Below are 20,311 nucleotides of genomic sequence, written 5' to 3'. Positions count from 1 at the left end.
CAACGGTCGAAGCGCACCACGCCAGCTCGCTGCGGAATTACCGGGTTCCCCACACGGTGGTCTCATCAGACGGATGCGATTCATCGCGTTGGCGACGCATCGAAACCACGTTCTGGTTGTTTTCCATGAGGTCGTGCAGTGCCGCCTGAGTGAGCGCCACCGAGGGGATGTCGCGCAGCACCACCGGGTGGTCGTGGCCCGCATTGATCAGGAGGTCACCGCTGCCGAACATCCGCTGAACCCACGACTGGCGGACCGTGACGTCGTAGCCGCGGCTGTGCAGGAGCTCTTGACGCACGCGCACGAAGACTCCGCTGGAGAGCACAACGCGGCGTGTGGTGATCGTGTAATTTCGCGCCAACCAGGCAAAGAAAGGCAAGAACCACGCGACGGCGATCAGCAACAGGCCCGCCGTGAGCAGGGCGAGGTTCTGCCAAGTCTCGGCAAAACTACCGAAGAAGTAGCCAAGGGCACCGGCTGTCGCCACAAAGACGATGCCGGGAAAAATCAGTGCCCGGGCGTGGGAGCGCACGCGAGCAACTATGGCTTCGCGCTGAACGCTCATCTCATGGGGCATAGATCATTCATACCGCAGGTGAGTGACGTCGCCTGCCGCGACGTGCTGCAACTGACCGTTCGCATCGTCCTTGACGACCAGTTGGCCCTGATCGTCGACAGTCTCGGCCGTGCCAAAAATTCGATCGCCGCCGGGCAGTTCGACACGCACGCGGCGACCGATAGTTCCGCACTCGGCGCGCACCGCATCCGCGATTCCGCTATGCACAGCGTCGAGGCCTCCCGCGACGAACTGATCGACGAAAGTGACGAGTTCGCCGAGGTAACGGCTGAGCGCATCGTCGAAGTCTGGTTGAGCGCCCTCGAGCAAAAGAGAGGTCGAAACGGATGTCGGCAGCTCATCGCGCTCAATCGTAAGGTTGAGTCCCGCCCCGACGATCACTCCGGTGCCGCCCGCGACGAGCTCCGAAAGCAGCCCCGATACTTTCAAGCCTTCGATCTGAACATCATTGGGCCATTTGAGGGTGACCGCGCGATCGCTGACGAGCGTGCGCACTGCGCGGGCCATTGCCAGGCCACCAATCAGCGGCATCCACGACAGAGCTTCGATGGAGGCGTTTTCCGGCGCAACGAGCACCGACACCGCGAAAGTTTTGCCCGGAGGGGCCACCCACTCGCGCCCGAGCCGACCGCGCCCCGCCGTCTGGTTCGCGGTGACAAGAGCAGACAAGTGCTGGGCCTCGCCTCGCGCCGCCCGCGCAAGCAGCTCTTGATTGGTCGAGGTCACCTCGTCGAGGTGCTCAAGTAGGGGCACAACGGCAGCACTCAGTGGCAGGTCCATCGCTTAAGCGTAGGGCCGCCGATGGCTTTCGACCCTTTTTCCAGCCTTTCCTCAATGATTCGGCTCAGAAACTTGTGGGTTCCGCCAACCACACAAGCACGGGATGGGTGGGTAAAGTGACACAGTGACCGAAGACAACTCGACTCCAGACATGTTCACGACCGCCGGCCGGATCGCCGACCTCAAGAACCGCTATCACGAAGCCGTGACCGCCAGCGGTGACGCGGCCATTGAAAAGCAGCACGCTAAGGGCAAGATGACCGCCCGCGAGCGCATTGAGCAGTTGCTCGACCACGGCTCGTTCGTGGAGCTCGACGAGTTCGTTCGACACCGCACCCACGCCTTCGGCATGGAAAAGAAGCGCCCCTACGGTGACGCTGTTGTTACGGGTGTCGGCACCATCCACGGTCGCCAGGTTGCTGTCTACGCGCAGGACTTCACCATCTTCGGTGGTTCACTTGGCGAGGTTGCTGGTGAAAAGATCATCAAGGTCATGGACCACGCCATGAAGACGGGTGTTCCGATCATCGGCATGCTCGACTCCGGTGGAGCTCGCATTCAGGAGGGCGTTGTTGCTCTCGGCAAGTACGGCGAGATCTTCCGCCGCAACACTCAGGCCTCGGGCGTTATCCCACAGATCTCCATCGTCATGGGCCCGGCTGCCGGCGGCGCCGTCTACTCCCCCGCCCTCACCGATTTTGTGATCATGGTCGACAAGACCAGCCAGATGTTCGTGACCGGCCCCGACGTCATCAAGACCGTTACCGGTGAAGACGTCGGCATGGAGGAGCTCGGTGGCGCTCTGACCCACAACAAGGTGTCGGGCGTTGCTCACTACCTCGCCAGCGATGAAGAAGATGCCCTCGACTACGCCCGCACCCTCGTCGGCTTCTTGCCCGACAACAACCTCTCGGATGCGCCCGTCTACGAGAGCGAAGTTGAGCTGGAGATCACGGACGAGGATCGCAAACTCAACACGATCATCCCCGACAGCCCCAACCAGCCCTATGACGTGAAGACGATCATCGAGCACATTGTCGACAACGGCGATTTCCTCGAAACTCAGCCGCTCTTCGCCCCCAACATCGTGGTGGGCTTCGGCCGTGTCGAAGGTCGCTCGGTAGGCATCATTGCCAACCAGCCTCAGGCGATGGCCGGCACCCTCAACATCGAGGCGGGAGAAAAGGCTGCTCGCTTCGTTCGTTTCTGCGACTCGTTCAGCATCCCCATCCTTACCCTCGTCGACGTGCCCGGCTACCTACCGGGAACCGATCAGGAATGGACCGGCGTTATTCGCCGCGGCGCCAAGTTGCTCTACGCCTACGCTGAAGCGACCGTGCCGCTGGTGACCGTCATCACCCGCAAGGCCTACGGCGGGGCATACATCGTGATGGGATCCAAGCAACTGGGTGCTGACCTCAACTACGCCTGGCCAACCGCCGAGATTGCCGTCATGGGTGGCCAAGGCGCTGTCAACATCCTGTACCGCGGTGAGATCAAGGCCGCAGAAGCCGCCGGTGAGGATGTCGCAGCCGTGCGCACGCGCCTGGCCAACGAATACACCTACAACGTTGCCAGCCCGTTCCTCGCCGCGGAGCGTGGTGAACTCGATGGTGTTATCGAACCCGCTGCTACGCGCGTGCAGGTCGTCAAGGCCCTGCGTGCGCTGCGCACGAAACGTGCGAGCATGCCGCCCAAGAAGCACGGGAACATTCCGCTGTGACCGGCACACATACTTCGGAGGAACCGGCCGACATCCGGATTGTCTCCCGCAACGTCACGCCCGAAGAGACGGCGGCCGTTACGGCTGTCGTGCGCGCCGCGCTGCTGGAATCAGCAGAGCTTGCGGGGGCGGATGATGGGGCTCCTGTTTCGGGGTGGGCCCGCAGCCAGCGCGCCATACGCGAACCGCTCCAGCCGGGCCCCGGGGCATGGAACGCGAGGGCGCACCGCTGAAGCGGAACTTTTGCTCCGCACAAGGCTCAAAAACTCTGGTTTCGTAGTCGTACCCCAGTTTCTTGCTACGGAATCCGTCGAAAACCGCAAAAACCCAGAGAATCCCACGCTCGAACCGAGAAATTGTCCCCCGAGAGTCCCCCAAAAAACCGACTTTGTTTGTTGTTTGCGTAGTGCAGAATATTAAGTGCTAGGTGGATCTCCATTGGAGTTACACCGCCAAAGGTTGGCCGACTAGGGTAAGCGGGCCAATTCTTTGGGGGCGGATCAGGACGATATTCGGGTTATCGTCCTGATCCGGGTTCTAGCGAAGGGTCGGAGAAGAGCTTCTGATAGCCACTCCGGCCCTTCCGCCGTTAACGCTGATTCCTGCGCGATGACGTCTTGGCGGTGGTAGCCGCGCGTGAACGCCTCTGCGATGGAGCCGCGCGGCGAGATTCAGCCGTCAATCAGGCGCTGGCGGCGTCGACGCGCGGGATCTCGAGCCAAATGTCAACGACGTCCTCTTCAAGCGAGTCCTGGCCGAGGGCACTCGATTCGCCATCACCTGCGCTGTGCAGGCCGACAACAGTGACCGCAACCTCCGACCCCTCCGGCACCGTTCGAGCAATAACTTTGTCAGCGGTCGTCGATTGGATCGCTTGAGCAAGTCGGTTGAGCACCCGATCGAGATCGTCGTCAGAAAGGTCATCAATGCCGCCCTCATCGAGCAGCGTGACTGTCGCGCCGCGTCGACGAGCGATCATCACCTGGTCCCGCACAGCGTCGTTGAGGAGTTTTCGACCTCGAATCTCATCACGAATACCCCCCTCAAGATTGAGGCATTCACGGCGTTCGGCATCCGTGAGGTCACCGTCGGTTTCGCGGATCCGTTCGAGCATTTCCAGCGCCATCGATCCGGTCTGCTCAAGACGGAATTGGCGTTCGTGAACGTGCGCATCTTGGGCTGCTTGCCAGTCAGTGGCCTCCTGCTCCGCCAGGATAAAGCGCTGGGCGTCCTTGGCGGCTTTCGCCAGGCCGCTGCTGAGCACGTGCGAGACCGCCACCCAGGATGCACTACCGACGATTCCAAGACTGAATAGCCCGGCGGGCCCGACCGGGCCCAAACTAAACGTATGGGCCACCAGAAATCCGATGCCCAGCCATGCGAAAGTGTGTCGGCCACGTGTCGATGTGATCGTAAGCAAGGTGCCGCTCGCCGCGACATACCAGGTTGCATAGCCTGTGCCGCCTTCACGAGTGAAGTCGAGTTCGTTCGCGACGAGCAGGGAAATCGCCACCACGGTAGCGAAGTTGAAGGTCGCCATCCAGACGGGCATACGTACAGGCCCCCAGGGGAGCAAGCTCACCACGGTAGCGACCCCGTACAAAGCCATCGCGATGTAGATCGGGCCTGATCGATCAGGAATATCGATCGTGTAGTTAGCCAAGACGATGTGGTACGCCGAGAACAGCGCCGCCATTCCCACAATGAGATAGCGGGGAACTCCGATATTCACAGCGCATCCTCTGAATCGTGCTGCTGTGGACCAGTTTCTGCGACCTCTCGGGCAGACTCCACGGCAGACTCCGCGGCCGCAGGAACCGGCGCGGCGGAACTACTGCGGGTCGCTACCTCGTCGCTCTGATTGTTATGCGGCCACTGAATACAAATTTGCGTTCCCGCGCCCGGCACTGAAGCGATTGCGGTGCGCCCGCCGGCGTTGGCAACGCGTTCCACAATTGACACGCGCACGCCGAGGCGCTCTTGCGGAACGTGATCGAGGTCAAATCCACGACCATTGTCTGTGATGAGAACTTCGATTCCATTGCCCTCGAGGCCACGCACTTCGACACTACGTTGGACATCGAGACCACCAGCGTGCTGCAGGCTATTCATCATCGCCTGCACAGCGGCCGAGTGGACCGCTTCGGCCGCCGCGGCCGGAAGAGAACGTGCGCCCACGCTGCGCACCGCGCACGTAAAGTTCGACGCGAGCAACTCTGCCGAGGTGACGACGCGCTGGGCGAGGTCGGTTGCTTGGATCGTCGAAATGTCATCCGGCGAGGTCGCTGCGGCTTCCCGTAGGTGGCCAATCGCGTTGCCCGCCATGACAGCGGCGAGCCGCTGAGCATCCGGTGAATAGGCTCGCGCGGCGGAGATAAAGGTCGTCAGGACACTGTCGTGCACGATGGAATCGACCTGGACTCGTTCAACTTCGGTGGCATGCTGACGCACCGCGTTGCCGTAGCGCTGCAACGCAGTCGCTTGGGCGGCATCCACGTTCGATGCAGCCTGACGCAGCATTGTCACGATGATCATGATTGCGCTGCCCAAAATGAGGGCATAGAACGCTTCGAGCACAGCGAGCTGCCAGGGGGCACCACCACCAACCGGCAAGCTACGCACCACAAAATAGATTAACGGTGCCGCGAAGAGATAGACCGTGGCGATCACTCGGTTGAAAGCGATCGCCGCCATGGCCGTAGCAACCGTGATGAGGTAGTTCAGCCAGTGGATACCTTCAAAAACCTCCACCCCCGGCAAGACGGTGAACGGCCAGCTGACTAGGGCGAGAAAGTACGCCACCGCGAATGCTCCGTGCATCGCACGAACGACGCGGTTGGCGAACGATGCGACAACGACGACAATCAGTAGTCCGAACAGTGCAGGAACAACGGTCAGGAGCCACCACGGTTGAGCTTCGCCGGTTTGGCCGAGCAGCCACGGAAGCGTTTGAGCACCAAAAACCAGCCCAATTACCGCGACCGAGCGCGAAATCACCCGCTCAACCTGTTTGCGGCTGATCGGGTTTCGCGGCTGCTTTGCCGTGGGGGCCGGTCGCCCCACCGCCAAACTAGTGGCCATCGCCGCCTTCGGAATCCAAGCCGGGAAGAATTCCATCCTCAACCGCACGACGCAAGAGGTCGACCTTGGTCGGAGCGGGGCGACCCACCTCGACGTACTTCACCCGGATGCGATCAAGGTACTCGCGAGCGGTCGAGTAGCCGATACCCAGCTGCTGAGCAGCCAGTTTGAGCGGGAGCCCGGAAGCATACAGGTGCAAGATCTCACGTTCTCGACGACCCAATTGAGCTTTGGAGAAGTCACGGTCGGCGTCGATGGCTGTTGCCCACTCGAGGTTATTGAGAACCTCTCCACGGGCAACCGTCGCGGCAGCAGCGAGCACAGTCTTCGTGGCTGATGACTTGGGGATGACTCCGGCGGCGCCAGCGGCAAGTGCTTCACGCACGCTAGCTACGCGGTCGGCAATACTGTGAACCAGCACAGCCGATCCCGTGGCCTGCACATTCTTGACGTTGTCAGTGACGGTGGAACCATCACCAAGCGAGAGATCGAGAACAACGACATCGACTTCGCGGCCGTTGAGACCTTCAACAAGTTCTTTTACCGTGGCCGCGGCGAGCACAAAGTCGTAACCTTCATCGATGAAAGCGGCTTTGAGGCCCAGCCGCACCGATTCGTGGTCGTCTACAACTGCAACGGTGACTTTTCGCTGCGCGCTCTCATTGGGCGTCTCGGTCCCGGAAAATTCTGTCTGGGCCATGTGGCGTCCTCCTGAGGTTCTCAGCCCTATCGTAGCGGCGAAAGAGCGTGATCAGGGTGTCCCACGTAACCATAAGCGCACTTAACGACGCGTGAACGCTCCCACAGCCTCGACGTGATGAGTATGGGGAAAAAGGTCAAAAGCGCGCACCCTTGAGAGTTCATACCCGCGCTCGGCAAAGAATGCGACGTCACGCGCGAAGGCCACAGGATCGCAAGCGACATAAACGACTTGAGCCGGATGCGCGTGAGAAATGAGGTCAACAACGTCCCGACCGGCGCCGGATCGTGGAGGGTCGAGCACGATAGTCGCGTTCTCGAGCCGCGCGCGATCGACGTCGGTTGCTTCTTTCACGCGGTTCCTCAACCAATGATCGACGCGACCGGTCTCGGCGTGAGCACCGAGCCACTCCGACAGGTTGTGTGCGGCGTGGTCCGTGGCTGCTGAATCGGCTTCGACCGAGGTGATCTTGGTCGTGGGACCAAACTTATCGCCGACGGCCGCAGCGAAGAGGCCGACGCCGCCGTAGAGATCCAAGTTAAAGGCTGCGGGGTCGAATAGCTCAGGGTCGATCGCGTCTTGAACGGCAGCGGTCAGCGTCTCAGCAGCGCCGTGATGAACTTGCCAGAACCCTGAGTCAAACAGAGTGAACTCGCGCTCCCCCACTACTTCAGTGATCACTTGTGGCTTCTGTTTGCCAATGATCAAACGCACTCCCCCGGTGCTGGGGTTGAGCACGTCTACTCGATCGAAACCGGTGAAGTCTTGATCGAGAGGAGCCCCCGCCGAGAGCTCGGCAGTGGCGAGAGGCAACTCGGCAACGGGGATGACCCGGTGCGACCGAGCCGCGAACGGACCGACTCTTCCCTGATCGTCAACGTGCAGGCTAACGCGAGTGCGCCATCCGAGTCCCTTGCGCTCGTCATCGCCGGAAACGGCTTCAACTACCGGTGCGAGCGTGACCTTGGCCATGCGCTCGAGAGACTCGCTGAGGATTTGAGCCTTGAGCTCACGTTGGTGGCTGAGCTCAATGTGGCCAAATTCGGCGCCGCCGGCTCGGTCGTCGGGATCGCGATCGACACTTGCGGCCGACCACACGTGCTCTTGGCGGTGCTCACTCGGCGTCAGGACTTTTACTGTCTCCGCACGCCAGAACGACTTCTTTTTGTCGTCGGTAATGCGCGCGAGTACCCGTTCTCCCGGGATCGCGTCGGAGACGAAAACGACACGGCCGTCGTGCCGCGCCACACTGACACCTCCGTGCGCAATGTTGGTAACGTCTACTTCGATCATCTGGCCAAGCAATTCACCCATCCCTTGAGCATAGGAGCCTTTGTGCGCCTTTATCTTGCTTCGACCTCTCCCGCACGCCTCGCAACGTTGCGTGCGGCCGGTGTCGACCCCGTACTTTTGGCCTCTGGCGTTGACGAGGACGCGGTTGCTGCCGCAGCCCCTGGCCCCCTCGATGGCCCCGCCCTTGTTGAGTTGTTGGCACGCGCCAAGGCCGAAGCGGTCGTTGGCTCGCTCGTGGCTGGCGTACCGATCGATGGCTTCATCTTGGGCGGAGATTCCGCTTTTGAATTAGATGGTGAATTATTCGGAAAACCGCATGAACCAGAAATTGCGCGGCAGCGGTGGCACGCTCAGCGCGGTCGCACGGGCGTGTTGCACTCCGGCCACTGGCTCATCGACCACCGCGGAGGCGAGGTTCGTGGCGCCACCGGTGCTGTCTCAAGTGCCAGCGTGAGCTTCGCCGCCAATATTTCGGATGCCGAAATCGATGCCTATGTCGCCACCGGTGAGCCGCTGAAGGTCGCTGGTTCATTCACGATTGATAGCCTCGGCGCTGCGTTCATCGAGAGCATCGAAGGCGACCCGCACGCTGTAGTGGGACTCTCGGTCGCGTTGGTGCGCCAACTCATGCGCGAGTTCGATGCCGAATGGACCGACCTCTGGAACATCGATCGCCCGTCTCTGTAGGCATTCACAGTGCTTGTCTCAGATTTTTGTGCGCTTCGGCCCAAGGCTTCGGCCTTCAGCCCCATAAGCTAGGTCACTATGGCTCGTATTACGAAGGTACTCATCGCCAACCGCGGAGAGATCGCCGTTCGCGTTATCCGCGCGGCTAAAGACAGTGGCATCGGTTCAGTGGCGGTCTACGCCGACCAGGATCGGGATGCTCGGCACGTGAAGCTCGCCGATGAGGCATATGCCCTCGAGGGCTCCACGAGCGCTGAGACGTATCTCGTGATCGACAAGATTCTGTCGATCGCTCGCCGCTCCGGCGCTGACGCCATTCACCCGGGCTACGGCTTCCTCGCAGAGAACGCCGACTTCGCTCGTGCCGTCATCGAGGCTGGCATCATCTGGATCGGCCCATCTCCCGAGGCCATTGAAAAGCTGGGCGACAAGGTTTCGGCTCGCCACATCGCCGAGAAGGTGGGCGCACCGCTCGCCCCCGGAACCCTTAACCCCGTCTCGGGCGCGGAGGAAGTTCTCGACTTCGTTGATCTTCACGGTCTCCCCGTTGCCATCAAGGCAGCATTCGGCGGCGGCGGACGCGGCCTCAAAGTTGCGCGCACTCGCGAAGAAATTCCTGAGCTGTTCGACTCCGCTACCCGCGAGGCTGTTGCCGCCTTCGGCCGCGGCGAGTGCTTCGTGGAGAAGTACCTCGACCAGCCTCGTCACGTCGAAACCCAGTGCCTCGCGGATGCTCACGGCAATGTTGTCGTGATCTCCACGCGCGACTGCTCGCTGCAGCGTCGCCACCAGAAGCTTGTTGAAGAAGCGCCGGCCCCGTTCCTCAGCGATGAGCAGAACAAGGCTCTGTACGAGTCCTCCAAGGCCATCCTGCGCGAAGTGGGCTACCTCGGCGCCGGCACCTGTGAGTTCCTCGTGGCCAAGGACGGCACGATTTCGTTCCTCGAGGTGAACACTCGCCTCCAGGTCGAGCACCCGGTCTCTGAAGAGGTAACGGGCATCGACCTTGTTCGCGAACAGTTCCGCATCGCTGAAGGTGGAGTGCTCGACTACGACGACCCCACCCCGCGCGGCCACTCCTTCGAGTTCCGCATCAATGGTGAAGACGCCGGCCTGAACTTCATGCCCTCCCCCGGTCCCGTGCACGTTCTGCGCGTTCCCGGCGGCCCCGGCATCCGTGTCGACAGTGGTGTCACGACGGGCGACGAGATCAGCGGCGCCTTTGACTCGCTGCTCGCCAAGCTCATCGTTACCGGTTCCAGCCGCGAGGATGCGCTCGAGCGTTCGCGCCGCGCCCTCGACGAGTTCGAGGTTGCTGGCCTTCCCACCGTGCTCCCGTTCCACCGCAAGATCGTGCGCGATCCTGCTTTCACGAGCAACCCCTTCAGCGTGTACACGCGCTGGATCGAAACCGAGTTCGAGAACGACATCGAGCCCTGGACCGGTTCTCTCGCCGATGAGACTCCCGTTGTCGCTCGCCACAACGTGGTCGTCGAGGTCAACGGCAAGCGCGTCGAAGTGAATCTGCCCTCCAAGCTCGTACCGAGCACGTCGACCGGCGCAACACTCTCGGCCGCTCCTAAGCGTCGGGCAGCATCCAGCGTCAACACGATCACCGGCGACTCGGTCAAGGCACCGATGCAGGCGACGATCGTGAAGGTTGCGGTTGCCGAGGGCGACAAGGTCGTCAAGGGCGACCTCATCCTCGTTCTCGAAGCGATGAAGATGGAACAGCCGCTCGTCGCGCACAAGGACGGCGTCGTTGCATCGATCAACGCATCGGTCGGCCTGACGGTCTCGTCTGGCCACCTGCTCATGAACATCGCTGACTAGGGCGCGCAGCTCCACGCTCTGACAGCATAAGAAAGGCCGCACATTCCGTCTCGCGACGGGCTGTGCGGCCTTTGCAGTTGGTGGACCCTAGGAGATTTGAACTCCTGACCTCCTCGATGCGAACGAGGCGCGCTACCAACTGCGCCAAGGGCCCGTACTGCTGAACCAACAATATCACCGCGCATCCGACGGAGTGAACTTCGAGAGAAACGCGCCACGATCCCACCGTGCGGTGCCTACAACGCAGCCGTGACGCCGCAGGATCGCCCGAGCTAGCTAGCGCGGCGACGAGCGAGCGCTGCGTCGAGGTCAGGCGCACGGCCGTCAACCTCAACAATGCCCATTCCAGCAAAGCGACTGGGCGGGGATGCCGCGGCAGGTGCTTCGGCAGGTGCAGCCGGCGTGTTCTTAGCTTCGCGCGCGAGCTCTGCTTCTCGCGTTGCTGAGGCCATGGCGGCGGTGTTAGCGCGCAAGGCTTGTTCGGCGGATTCCGCCGCAGCCCGCAGCTCGCTGTCGATCTGCCCAGCGTGACGGGCAGCAGCGACTGCTGCTTCGGGAGCGTTACTGCGAGTGAGGTACATCGGCTTGGGCACCGGCACGGGCGTCCAGCTGACTTTCGAGGTGACGTCTTCGACGGGAGCGTCTGACGACAGTACGACGCGACGACGGGGTGCTGCGGTGCGCGTTGCGGGAGCGCTCTCGTCGCGACGGGCTCGCGAACGCGCAGCGAGGCGCGAGAGCATTGCGGTGGCACTGATGCCGGCCATGGTCGCTGCGGCGAGAATCAACCAGGTTCCGGAGGCAAGAGCTGCTCCAGCGGTAAAAATCATGACGACGTTGACCGTGACGACTGCGATGCTGGCGAGTAAGACGAGGGCAGTGAAGGCGCGGGTACGGCGAAGGCGACGGGCAGAGAGCGCGAGCGCTTCTTCTCGTGTCGGCGGGGTAACGGCGCGACCAACGGCAACGGGTCCTTGATTCACTTGCGCTTTGGCGAGTTCGGCGGCCTGACGCGCCACTGCTTCGGCGCGAACCTCATCCGGCACTTCCGATGTCTGCGCCAGCACGCGGATCGTCTGCTGCAGTCGAACGGCATTGCGCTCGGTGGCCAAGTATTCGCGATTCTTGAACCAGTTGGGAACCAAGTACACCAACCACAGCGCCGCGGCGAGCGCGATCATGACGCCGCCGCCGATGCTGGTGAATTCCATGGCTATACGGTACGAGCATCCGCGCGTGACAGGCCGTCGGCACGCGGCAGTGATCTCAAAACTTGCTGAGAGTGTGCCTTCTACCGGCGGGGAAGGTTCATCGGCTGGGATGCCTTGAGGCGGTCCTCGGGCGGAATATGGGCATCCTGCTCGGGAGCCTGCCCGGACTGCCAGCGACGGTATACACCCTGCGGAATTTCCTCCACGGTGAGCGCGAAGCAAAAGTGGTCGCGCCAGTCCCCATCGATGTGGATGTAGCGGCGGCGGAGTTGCTCGTACCGAAAGCCGAGCTTCTCGACCACGCGCAGGCTCGGCTCGTTCTCCGGGCGAATGCAGATCTCCATGCGGTGGAGCCCGAGCTGAAAGAAGCAATAGTCGGTGGCCAGCGCTACGGCCGTGGGCGTGAGACCTTTGCCCGCGAACCGCTCCGACACCCAATAACCAATGGATGCCGACGCCAGCGACCCGTAGGTGATCGACGACACATTAAGCTGGCCAGCAACCTCGCCCTCGTACTCAATAACGAACGGCAACCCGGTGCCCGCGCGGGACTGTTGCAGCAAACCCCGGATGCTCGACTTCACGTCAAACGACACGGGGCCGACCGGGCTCGTGGCTTCCCACTTGCGGAGCCACCCCCGGTTCTCGCGCAGCTCGCGCTCCAACACTCGTGCGTCGCGAACTCGAATCGCGCGAATCGTGATGTTTCCTTCGCTAAGCGTCGGAATACCGTACGCCACTGACTAGTCCAGCGTGGCGCTGAACTGCTGTAGCCACGGGCGCAGCTCGGGCCCCAGATCTTCGCGCTCCACCGCAAGTTGCACGATGGCCTTGATGTAGTCGAGGCGGTCACCCGTGTCGTAGCGGCGGCCGCGGAAGACGACACCGTAGACGCCGCCAGCGATGTCGCTTTCGGCCATCTCGAGCAGAGCATCCGTCAATTGAATCTCGCCGCCTTTGCCTGGATCGGTGCGCTCAAGAATTTCGAAGATCTCCGGGCGCAAAACATAACGGCCGATGATGGCGAGATTGGACGGTGCGGTGCCCTGAGCAGGTTTCTCGACAAGCCCTGTGATTCGCACCACGTCGTCATCGTCGGTCGTTTCGACCGTGGCGATGCCGTACATGTGACTCTGCGCGGGGTCAACCTCCATAAGAGCGATAACGGTCGCATTGCGCGAGACCTGCTCCTCGAGCATCCGCGACAGCAATACGTCGCGGTCGTCGATGAGGTCATCACCGAGCAGCACTGCGAAGGGTTCTTGCCCCACATGCATCTTGGCTCGCAGCACTGCGTGGCCGAGACCGCGAGGGTCGCCCTGACGCACGTAGTGCATATCGGCGAGATCATTGGAGTATTCGACTTTGTGGAGACGATCAGTGTCGCCTTTGCGCTCGAGCGTGGCTTCGAGTTCCGTCATGCGGTCGAAGTGATTCTCAAGCGCGTTCTTATTGCGCCCCGTGATCATCAGTACGTCGGTGAGTCCCGCGCTCACCGCTTCTTCAACAACGTATTGGATGGCCGGCTTGTCGACCACCGGCAACATTTCTTTCGGCATTGCCTTCGTTGCCGGCAAGAATCGAGTGCCCAGACCTGCAGCAGGGATAACCGCTTTAGTAATCTTCGTAGCCATGGGTACATGGTAGTCGGCCAGTCTCGTAGAATGCCTATATGACCGACGACGTCAGTCACGACAAACGTGCACTAAGGGCCGAATTACGCGAACGCCGACGCATCTGCACCGCCAAAGAGCGGGAAGAATTTAACACGGGCGTAACAGCGAACCTCATCGAACTCGCTCAGCGCCTCGGCTCAACTTCCATCGCAGCGTACCTGTCAACCACAGACGAACCCGAAACTCGCGGATTTCTGAACTGGGCATGCGACCACAACATCACGGTGCTGCTTCCCATTTCCCGCGCCGACGGCCTTCTGGACTGGGCCCCGTACGACGGCGAAGACGAAGACACCGACCTCATTGGCATGCCCGCTCCGACGAGTGAGGTACTGGGCCCGATCGCTATCAACGACGTCGACCTCATCATTGTGCCGGCGGCATCCGTCGATCATTCCGGAATGCGCATGGGCTGGGGTCGAGGCTACTTCGATAAGACGTTGGGGTCCATGGAGACCAAGCCTCCCGTCTACGCCGTCATTTTCGACAATGAGTACGTAGCGGAAGTACCCACCGAGCTTCATGACCAACCAGTAAATGGCGTCGTTACCCCCTCGGGGATTGTCACCATTACCGAGCACAACTAAGGAACTCGTGCCTACCTACTCTTACCGCTGCACTGCGTGCGAAAACGCTTTCGACATTCAGCAGACGTTCACGGATGATTCGCTCACGGAATGCCCCGCCTGCCGCGGCACACTGCGCAAGATTTTCTCCGCCGTCGGCGTCACCTTTAATGGCTCGGGGTTCTATCGCAACGATGCTCGTTCGACCCCCTCGTCAGACTCATCTTCACCATCCGCTTCACCATCGGCTGCACAAGCGTCATAGTTGATATATCCCCCACAATTAGGAGAAGCAATGTTAAGCGGATTCAAAGCGTTCATTTTGCGCGGAAATGTTATCGATCTGGCCGTCGCGGTCGTCATTGGCGCTGCGTTCACCGCAGTCGTCAACACGATCGTTGAGGCAGTCTTCAACCCTCTGATCGGCGCGCTCTTCAATGCAGAGTCGCTCGCCACAGCACTTCCCGTCGTCATCCCCACGGCCGGCGGCGAAGCAGACGCCACCATCTACTTCGGTGCAGTCCTCGCGGCGATCATCCAGTTCTTGCTCGTTGCAGTCGTCGTGTACTTCGCGATCGTCGCGCCGATGAACTACGCCAACAAGCTCGCGGATGCCCGCAAGCCCAAGGTCGTTGAGCCGGAAGCTGGCCCGACCGAAGCAGAACTGCTTCTCCAGATTCGCGACTTGCTCGCCAAGCAAAACAACTAGCGAAACTGAATTCTTACTCGAGCCACCCGAAACTCGAGCACTCACGGCGAGCGGCCAAGGGACTTACCCCCAGTGCGGAGGTTTGTCGCCCTTGAGTCGCTCGTCGTTTTCGTTGTTCTGGTGCCGTTCCGGCTCGCTCGTGGGGTGCGGATCTGACCCAGGCGGCGGCGGCGTAGTCACCCGACGCCTCTTCGACCGCTGTGCCCGCGGTGTTGGTTCCGCTGACTGTTCCGCCATTACTGCTCGGGGCGCTTGGCAGGAACGATCGCGATCGGCTCGGTAGTGGGAGCAGGTTCCGCTCCGAGCATCCGAGCCACCTTGTCGGCTACCTGGTCAGGATCGCTGAAGAGTTCGAAAGCGTGTACGCGCAAGTAGTGCCAGCCGAGGCGGCGCAGCAGCTCCGGCCGTAAACGCAACGACTCGCGCAGGCTCGACTCGTGAACCATCGCATCGGTTTCGATCGTGCCACAGCGTCCACCACGCGAAGCAACGAGGCCAAGCTTGCCACGGTGCCCGAGAGCAACGCGCAATCCGCGGACCTCAAGACGACGAGCGAGATCGACGAGCATCGGATCGCTGTCGTCGGGCACCGGGACTTCCGCGTAGCGGGCGTCCACTTCGTCGAGCACCTCGGCCAGTGCCACAGCACCGTGCTTCATGCGACCATCGTCGAGATCCTCGGAACGGAATGATGTGACGATCTCAAGCGAACGACGAGCGCGCGTCATCGCGACCGCAAGTAGCCGCTCTCCCCCGGGCTCGCCAAGCGAACCAAAGTCGGAGAGCACGCGACCGTGCGGAGTGCGGCCATATCCGATGGAGAAAATAACCCGGTCGCGGCTTTGGGCCACAGCCTGGTCGATCGTGGTGACGGTGAACGGTTCAGCGCGATCGCCGATGATGACGTCGAGCAGTTCGGGGCGGCGACGGCTGACGGCATCCAATACCGCCTGCATGACGCGAACGGAATGCACGGGGCTTGCCGTGATGACCATGAGTGACTCTCGCGGGCGCTTGGTGGCGTGGTCAAGAACAAGCTCGACAACGCGCGCGACCTCCGCATCGGGGCTTTCAACCGCACCCGAGTCGGGATCGGGCATTCCCACTCCGTCAGCAACGTAACTCACCGCAAGGCTGCCGTGCCCGAGGAAGCTGCCGGCCCACGGCAACGACTCGATCTGGCCGTCATAGAAACGACGGTTTACGAGTTCGGCCAGCTCTTCTCCGCCGGGGCGGTAGCTGCGTGTGAGGGTCAAGGTCGGCAACAGGCCGCTGAGCTTGGCAAACGCCGAGTCGGCAACGAGAGCTTCGCGAGTGTCGTCATCGATGGGTTGCGGCAGGTCACCGGTAGCGTCGCGCACGGCAGTCTCGAACGGTGTCGGAGACTGGATGACGGGGTCACCAATAACGACAACCTGCTTGGAGCGGCGAACAGCTCCCGCCGCTTCGGCAACCGTGACGGCGCCGGCATCCACGAGCACGACGGTGTCGAACGGCATGGTGTCGACGACGGAATCGATCTCGTACGGCGACGCTAGCCACACGGGCGCGATAGTGCGCGACAGGTGCGGCGCCGAGGTTTGAACGTCGAAGGATGTGAGGCGGTCTTTAGCCAGTGCGCGTTTGAGGGCGCTCGCCTCATCGGGCCAGTCGACCAGACCAATCTTCCAGTTTTCGGCAATCTGCCACGACAGCTGTTTCGCATTGGCCGAGGCGTGCGCTTCGTCCACGAGACGGAAATCTGCCTCAAGACGATCCACAACGGAGGTGTTCGCGTTCAACAGGGCGCGGTCCATTTCGAGCATGGAGTCGAGTGCCGACTTCCACCACGACAATTCGAGTTCCGCGGCAACCTGATCCTCGGGAACATGTCGCTCCGCCAAGTCTTCGATGAGGGGGTCGAGTTTCAAGTCGCGCAAGCTGCCCATGAGCGCCGTGCGCTCTTGCAGATTGTTAAGCACATCAGACTCGGCCGCGAGCGACGCGACCTTCTCAATCAGGAACGGAATCGGCAGAGCCGAGAGATTTACGTGTGAGTCTGCAATTCCCAAGGGGATGTCGAGAGCCGCAAGATCTTCTGACACTTGCTGGTACGAACGCTGAACCTCACCGATTCCCACGGGCACTGCCGGGCTCGCACCCTCAGCGACAAAACGGTGCCACAGAACACGCTGCTTCTGAATGCGCTTGAGAGCGCCGTGCAGATCGGGAACGCGCACGCCGGGACGCACATACTCGAGCGCGAGCTTCTTGAGCCGACGACGATTGGCGCTCGTCATCTCCGGAAAGTCGCGGCGCGGAGCCGTGGCCGCAATGAGTTCGGTGATCGCGCGGTCGAAAACCGTGGGCACGAAACGGTCAAGAGTTTCGCGCAGATCCACCAGCAAGCGCAAATACACGCCGAGCTCATCGATGCTCTGGAAAGGACGCATGCGGGTGTTGGAGACCAGACGGTTGGCGACATCCAAGAGCTCAGACAGTTGGACATTAACCCGCTGAGCAGTCTGGTGAGCCTTGAGCGCCTCGCCCCCATTAGCGAACTGTGCGCCGTACCACGGCGAATCACCGGGGCCGTATTTGAATTCACCGAGCTTGGCTGCCGCGATGATCACGCCGGTAGCGGCACTGCGGTCCTTAGCGAGCTTCTCTACCGCTTCGCGCGACAGGCGTGCCGTCGTGGAAGGCGGAGTGGGTAGCAGTGCGAGCCGGCTGAGCTCCGAGACGCAATCGAGCACCGAGACACCGAGCACACCATCGGAGACCGACATGGACTCGCGGTAGTCGAGCATGATTTTGCGCAGGCGAAGCAGCGCGTCATCCACGTCTTCGATTTGGGGCTTGCTGGCCTTCTCGCTACGAGAAATGGAGCGGATGATGTCGCGGCGGAGCGTGCGCGGTGCGACGGCGAGCCCGGGAAGACCAATATCGGAGAAGCGATCAGCGATCGACTGCAGGGAGGCGCGGCGCGGACTAACAACGAGAACACGCTTGTTCTGGGCGACGAGAGCGCCGACCGCATTCACGATCGTCTGGGTGCCACCGGTACCGGGCAGGGTGCGAACAACGAGCGAGTTGCCCGCTTCGATCTGCGCAATGACGTTCTCTTGTTCAGCATCGGCGTCGAGAAGAAGGTTGTCGGTCTGCGGCGAACGCTCGTCGGCCGAAAGCGCGGGAACGGGTGCGTAACCCTCCTTGATGGTCCATGCTGCGGCGGTGTTACCGGCGAGCGCGTCGAGGATGGGGTGCTTGAGATCGGCGGCGTCATCGACCAGCCCGTGGGCGACATCCGCGAACGATGACACGACAAGACGCGGGCTCACGGTAAAGGCATCAAGGTGCGAAGTAAGGCCGCGAAGGCGGTCGATAACGGGGTTCGGCTTGAACGTACCGTCGGCGTCCGTGAGCGCCACGAATGATTCGGCATCGAGGCGCAGGGAGAATTGCTCGTCAAGAGCACGTGCCAAGGCCGGGTTCAAGAATGCGTTACCGCGCAGCTTAAGTTCGAAGTCACGACCGTGACGGCGGATGGCGAGCGGGCGCAAGAGCACCGGGCCGCAGTACTCAATCTCCTCATGAGTCCAGCGCGCAACACCGATTCCCAAATGAACCGAGTCGATGCCACGAGCAGTCGCCAACTCCAGGCCCTTAGCGGCAACGGCGCCGGCGGCAGTCTTGGCCGAACGAAGAGCAACGTCGTCTCGGATAAGGCTGGAGAGCAGCGTACGCTTTCCGGTGATGAACTGGGCAAGACCGCCGGGGTGGGTTGTCGAGAGATCCACTCGCGTGCGCGGGGAATCAACAAAATGGATGAGCGGCGAACGGCCGCCCAGCTCTGACAACTGTGTACGCCACTGCGTCCACATGGGTTCTGCAACGTTTCCGGCCATAATGTTTGGCTCACCAAAACTCAGCGCGTGAGGCGCTGTCACTTGAACGTGGGCGTGAGCGTGCTCGTTTTCGGCGTCGTCAATGTCAGGGCCGCCCGCTTCTGGGTCCCCCGTGAAATCATCCGAAACTTTATCTGCACGCCACACACCGCCACCTTAAGCTCCTTCTCGCAATAATGCCTGCAACTACCGCGGGTTTCGCAAGACTCATCGGCGACCGGCACCCCCAGTTAACGCGGCAGTCGGCCGTAGAATACGGTTCATGTTCTCCCTTGGGCTGCACTTTGCCACCGCAAGCGAAGCCTCGGAAGTTCTGCGCGGCACACTGCTCGCTGTCGTCACAGTGGCGGTTCTTGTGGTGGTCGCGGGAGTTGTTGCTTTCGTGACACTGTTCCGCCGCGGCGGCGACCGCGGTCTTCGCGGTACTGCCTCGCAGTCAGCACTGGAGTCACGGGCGGCCGGGCTTCTCGTCTCCCTCGACGACCGGGTTCGCGAAGCAGAGCTAGAACTGGGATTCGCCGTTGCCCAGTTCGGAGCCGACACTGCCGGAGATTTCGCAGATGCTCTGGCCTCGGCACGTGCTCAACTGACAGAAGCATTCCGGCTCGGCCAGCAACGAGACGACGCACCAGACATTGCCGCTGAACGACGTCGCGGTCTGACTCTGCAGATAACAGCCCTCTGCGAGAGGGCGCTCGCTAGCCTCGACAAGTTCGACGCCTCGTTCACCGCGCGACGCCACCGTGAGGCTGCCGCAGCAACGACCGCGCAGCAATCGCGGTCGCAAATCGAGGCGCTTCGCGAACGATTGATTGCGGCGTCCCGTCAATTGACGGCAGTTGAACGTGACTATTCGGATGACGCGCTGATGGTTGCCCGTCGAGAGCTGATGGTCGGCCAGACAGAGCTTGCAGCAGCCGAGGCGGACTTGGATGCTGCGGCCCCACACATTAGCCCCGCCGGCGTGAACGCGGTCACCGACACCCTGCGCGCTGCAGGCAACTCGCTGCAGCGAGCCCAGCGCGCGGCGGTGGCCACTGACCAAGCGCTGGCGAACCTCGCCAGCGCGGACGCTGTCGTGCGACAACTGCGAGAGACGACCCGTGCCGAGTTGCGGGAAGCTAGAGTCGCCGCGGAGTCTGCCCCCGATCCGCAGAGTGGTGCACGGATCCTTTCGGCGATCGCAGCCAACGAGCGAGCTCTAGAACTCACTGCAGCCGAATCCGCTACTCGCCACAGCCCTCTTGAGCAACTGGAGTTGCTGAATGATGCGGGGGCCGAACTCGAAAACGCTCTCGCGTCGGCGCGGAATCAGCAACAGCGATTCGAACATGCCCGTGCTGCCTACCAGGGAACGCTCGTGGCGGCGCGGAGCCAGATCTCCGTTGTTCGAGAACTGGTAGGGCGCGGCGGAACAAGTGCTCGCGCCCGCACGCGGCTAGCAGAGGCGGAACGTCAGCTAGTGATCGCTGAAGCCGAGACAGATCCGGTGAAAGCACTAGACGCGATTCGCCGATCAGTTACTCATGCTCGAGATGCTGACGCTCTCGCCCGCTACTAACGGTGGCACGATGACGAATTCATCGTC

At 61.7% G+C, this 20,311-nt stretch carries 18 protein-coding genes and 1 tRNA gene; 8 read left to right on the top strand and 11 right to left on the bottom strand.

The genetic code is table 11. The features are described from left to right. Nucleotides 1-37 precede the first annotated feature (37 nt). Both ACR3YK_RS08835 and ACR3YK_RS08830 read right to left on the bottom strand, forming a co-directional pair. Entirely contained in the window at nt 38-565 is a 528-nt protein-coding gene (locus ACR3YK_RS08835; RefSeq protein WP_486174523.1) for a PH domain-containing protein, read from the bottom strand. 15 nt (nt 566-580) lie between these two features. Beyond that, the gene (locus ACR3YK_RS08830) at nt 581-1,357 is read right to left on the bottom strand and encodes a biotin--[acetyl-CoA-carboxylase] ligase (protein WP_486174522.1); all 777 of its coding nucleotides are present in this window, start codon (nt 1,355-1,357) and stop codon (nt 581-583) included. 151 nt (nt 1,358-1,508) lie between these two features. On the opposite strand from ACR3YK_RS08830, the gene ACR3YK_RS08825 reads away from it, so the two are divergent. Further along, entirely contained in the window at nt 1,509-3,080 is a 1,572-nt protein-coding gene (locus tag ACR3YK_RS08825; protein WP_486176398.1) for an acyl-CoA carboxylase subunit beta, read from the top strand. Beyond that, complete coding sequence (locus tag ACR3YK_RS08820; protein ID WP_486174521.1) at nt 3,077-3,313, top strand: acyl-CoA carboxylase epsilon subunit; 237 nt, start codon at nt 3,077-3,079, stop codon at nt 3,311-3,313. The genes ACR3YK_RS08825 and ACR3YK_RS08820 overlap by 4 nt, the downstream gene beginning before the upstream one ends. Nucleotides 3,314-3,762: 449 nt before the next feature. On the opposite strand, the gene ACR3YK_RS08815 is transcribed toward ACR3YK_RS08820, so the two are convergent. The 4 genes from ACR3YK_RS08815 to ACR3YK_RS08800 form a co-directional block, all read right to left on the bottom strand. After that, the gene (locus tag ACR3YK_RS08815; protein WP_486174520.1) at nt 3,763-4,812 is read right to left on the bottom strand and encodes a hypothetical protein; all 1,050 of its coding nucleotides are present in this window, start codon (nt 4,810-4,812) and stop codon (nt 3,763-3,765) included. Further along, nucleotides 4,809-6,161, bottom strand: a complete 1,353-nt coding sequence (locus ACR3YK_RS08810) for a sensor histidine kinase (protein WP_486174519.1) — start codon at nt 6,159-6,161, stop codon at nt 4,809-4,811. Before ACR3YK_RS08810 ends, ACR3YK_RS08815 begins: the two co-directional genes overlap by 4 nt. Beyond that, entirely contained in the window at nt 6,151-6,861 is a 711-nt protein-coding gene (locus ACR3YK_RS08805) for a response regulator transcription factor (RefSeq protein ID WP_486174518.1), read from the bottom strand. The genes ACR3YK_RS08810 and ACR3YK_RS08805 overlap by 11 nt, the downstream gene beginning before the upstream one ends. An 81-nt stretch (nt 6,862-6,942) precedes the next feature. Continuing rightward, the gene (locus tag ACR3YK_RS08800) at nt 6,943-8,175 is read right to left on the bottom strand and encodes a class I SAM-dependent RNA methyltransferase (protein ID WP_486174517.1); all 1,233 of its coding nucleotides are present in this window, start codon (nt 8,173-8,175) and stop codon (nt 6,943-6,945) included. A gap of 21 nt (nt 8,176-8,196) precedes the next feature. On the opposite strand from ACR3YK_RS08800, the gene ACR3YK_RS08795 reads away from it, so the two are divergent. Both ACR3YK_RS08795 and ACR3YK_RS08790 read left to right on the top strand, forming a co-directional pair. Beyond that, nucleotides 8,197-8,841 (top strand): Maf family protein, encoded by a 645-nt coding sequence (locus ACR3YK_RS08795; RefSeq protein WP_486174516.1) that lies wholly within the window; start codon nt 8,197-8,199, stop codon nt 8,839-8,841. A 78-nt stretch (nt 8,842-8,919) separates the two neighbouring features. After that, nucleotides 8,920-10,674 carry an acetyl/propionyl/methylcrotonyl-CoA carboxylase subunit alpha gene (locus ACR3YK_RS08790; RefSeq protein WP_100388426.1) on the top strand — a complete coding sequence of 585 codons (1,755 nt, stop codon included), beginning with the start codon at nt 8,920-8,922 and terminating at the stop codon, nt 10,672-10,674. A 78-nt stretch (nt 10,675-10,752) separates the two neighbouring features. On the opposite strand, the gene ACR3YK_RS08785 is transcribed toward ACR3YK_RS08790, so the two are convergent. The 4 genes from ACR3YK_RS08785 to galU form a co-directional block, all read right to left on the bottom strand. Beyond that, nucleotides 10,753-10,828, bottom strand: a tRNA-Ala gene (locus ACR3YK_RS08785). 118 nt (nt 10,829-10,946) lie between these two features. Then, complete coding sequence (locus tag ACR3YK_RS08780) at nt 10,947-11,885, bottom strand: hypothetical protein (protein ID WP_486174515.1); 939 nt, start codon at nt 11,883-11,885, stop codon at nt 10,947-10,949. An 80-nt stretch (nt 11,886-11,965) separates the two neighbouring features. Next, nucleotides 11,966-12,625 carry a GNAT family N-acetyltransferase gene (locus tag ACR3YK_RS08775; protein WP_486174514.1) on the bottom strand — a complete coding sequence of 220 codons (660 nt, stop codon included), beginning with the start codon at nt 12,623-12,625 and terminating at the stop codon, nt 11,966-11,968. A 3-nt stretch (nt 12,626-12,628) separates the two neighbouring features. Then, nucleotides 12,629-13,519, bottom strand: coding sequence for a UTP--glucose-1-phosphate uridylyltransferase GalU (galU, locus tag ACR3YK_RS08770; protein ID WP_486174513.1), 891 nt, complete (start codon nt 13,517-13,519; stop codon nt 12,629-12,631). 38 nt (nt 13,520-13,557) lie between these two features. On the opposite strand from galU, the gene ACR3YK_RS08765 reads away from it, so the two are divergent. The 3 genes from ACR3YK_RS08765 to mscL are packed head-to-tail and all read left to right on the top strand — an operon-like array spanning nt 13,558 to nt 14,836. Then, on the top strand, nt 13,558-14,148 hold the full coding sequence (locus tag ACR3YK_RS08765) for a 5-formyltetrahydrofolate cyclo-ligase (protein ID WP_486174512.1): 591 nt from the start codon (nt 13,558-13,560) through the stop codon (nt 14,146-14,148). A 7-nt stretch (nt 14,149-14,155) separates the two neighbouring features. Further along, on the top strand, nt 14,156-14,392 hold the full coding sequence (locus tag ACR3YK_RS08760; protein ID WP_486174511.1) for an FmdB family zinc ribbon protein: 237 nt from the start codon (nt 14,156-14,158) through the stop codon (nt 14,390-14,392). Between the two features lie 30 nt (nt 14,393-14,422). After that, nucleotides 14,423-14,836: a large conductance mechanosensitive channel protein MscL gene (mscL, locus tag ACR3YK_RS08755; RefSeq protein ID WP_486174510.1), complete on the top strand. Its 414-nt coding sequence runs from the start codon at nt 14,423-14,425 to the stop codon at nt 14,834-14,836. Nucleotides 14,837-15,072: 236 nt separating this feature from the next. Here mscL and ACR3YK_RS08750 read toward each other — a convergent pair whose 3' ends face one another. Continuing rightward, entirely contained in the window at nt 15,073-18,870 is a 3,798-nt protein-coding gene (locus ACR3YK_RS08750; protein ID WP_486174509.1) for a DEAD/DEAH box helicase, read from the bottom strand. A 115-nt stretch (nt 18,871-18,985) separates the two neighbouring features. Between ACR3YK_RS08750 and ACR3YK_RS08745 the strand changes: the two genes are divergently transcribed. Beyond that, on the top strand, nt 18,986-20,284 hold the full coding sequence (locus ACR3YK_RS08745) for a hypothetical protein (RefSeq protein WP_486174508.1): 1,299 nt from the start codon (nt 18,986-18,988) through the stop codon (nt 20,282-20,284). Nucleotides 20,285-20,311 lie beyond the last annotated feature (27 nt).

It is taken from the genome of Salinibacterium sp. 10G20-15, assembly GCF_057365065.1.
Note: the sequence above shows the minus strand (reverse complement) of the source record. Positions and strands in the feature narration are given on the sequence as shown.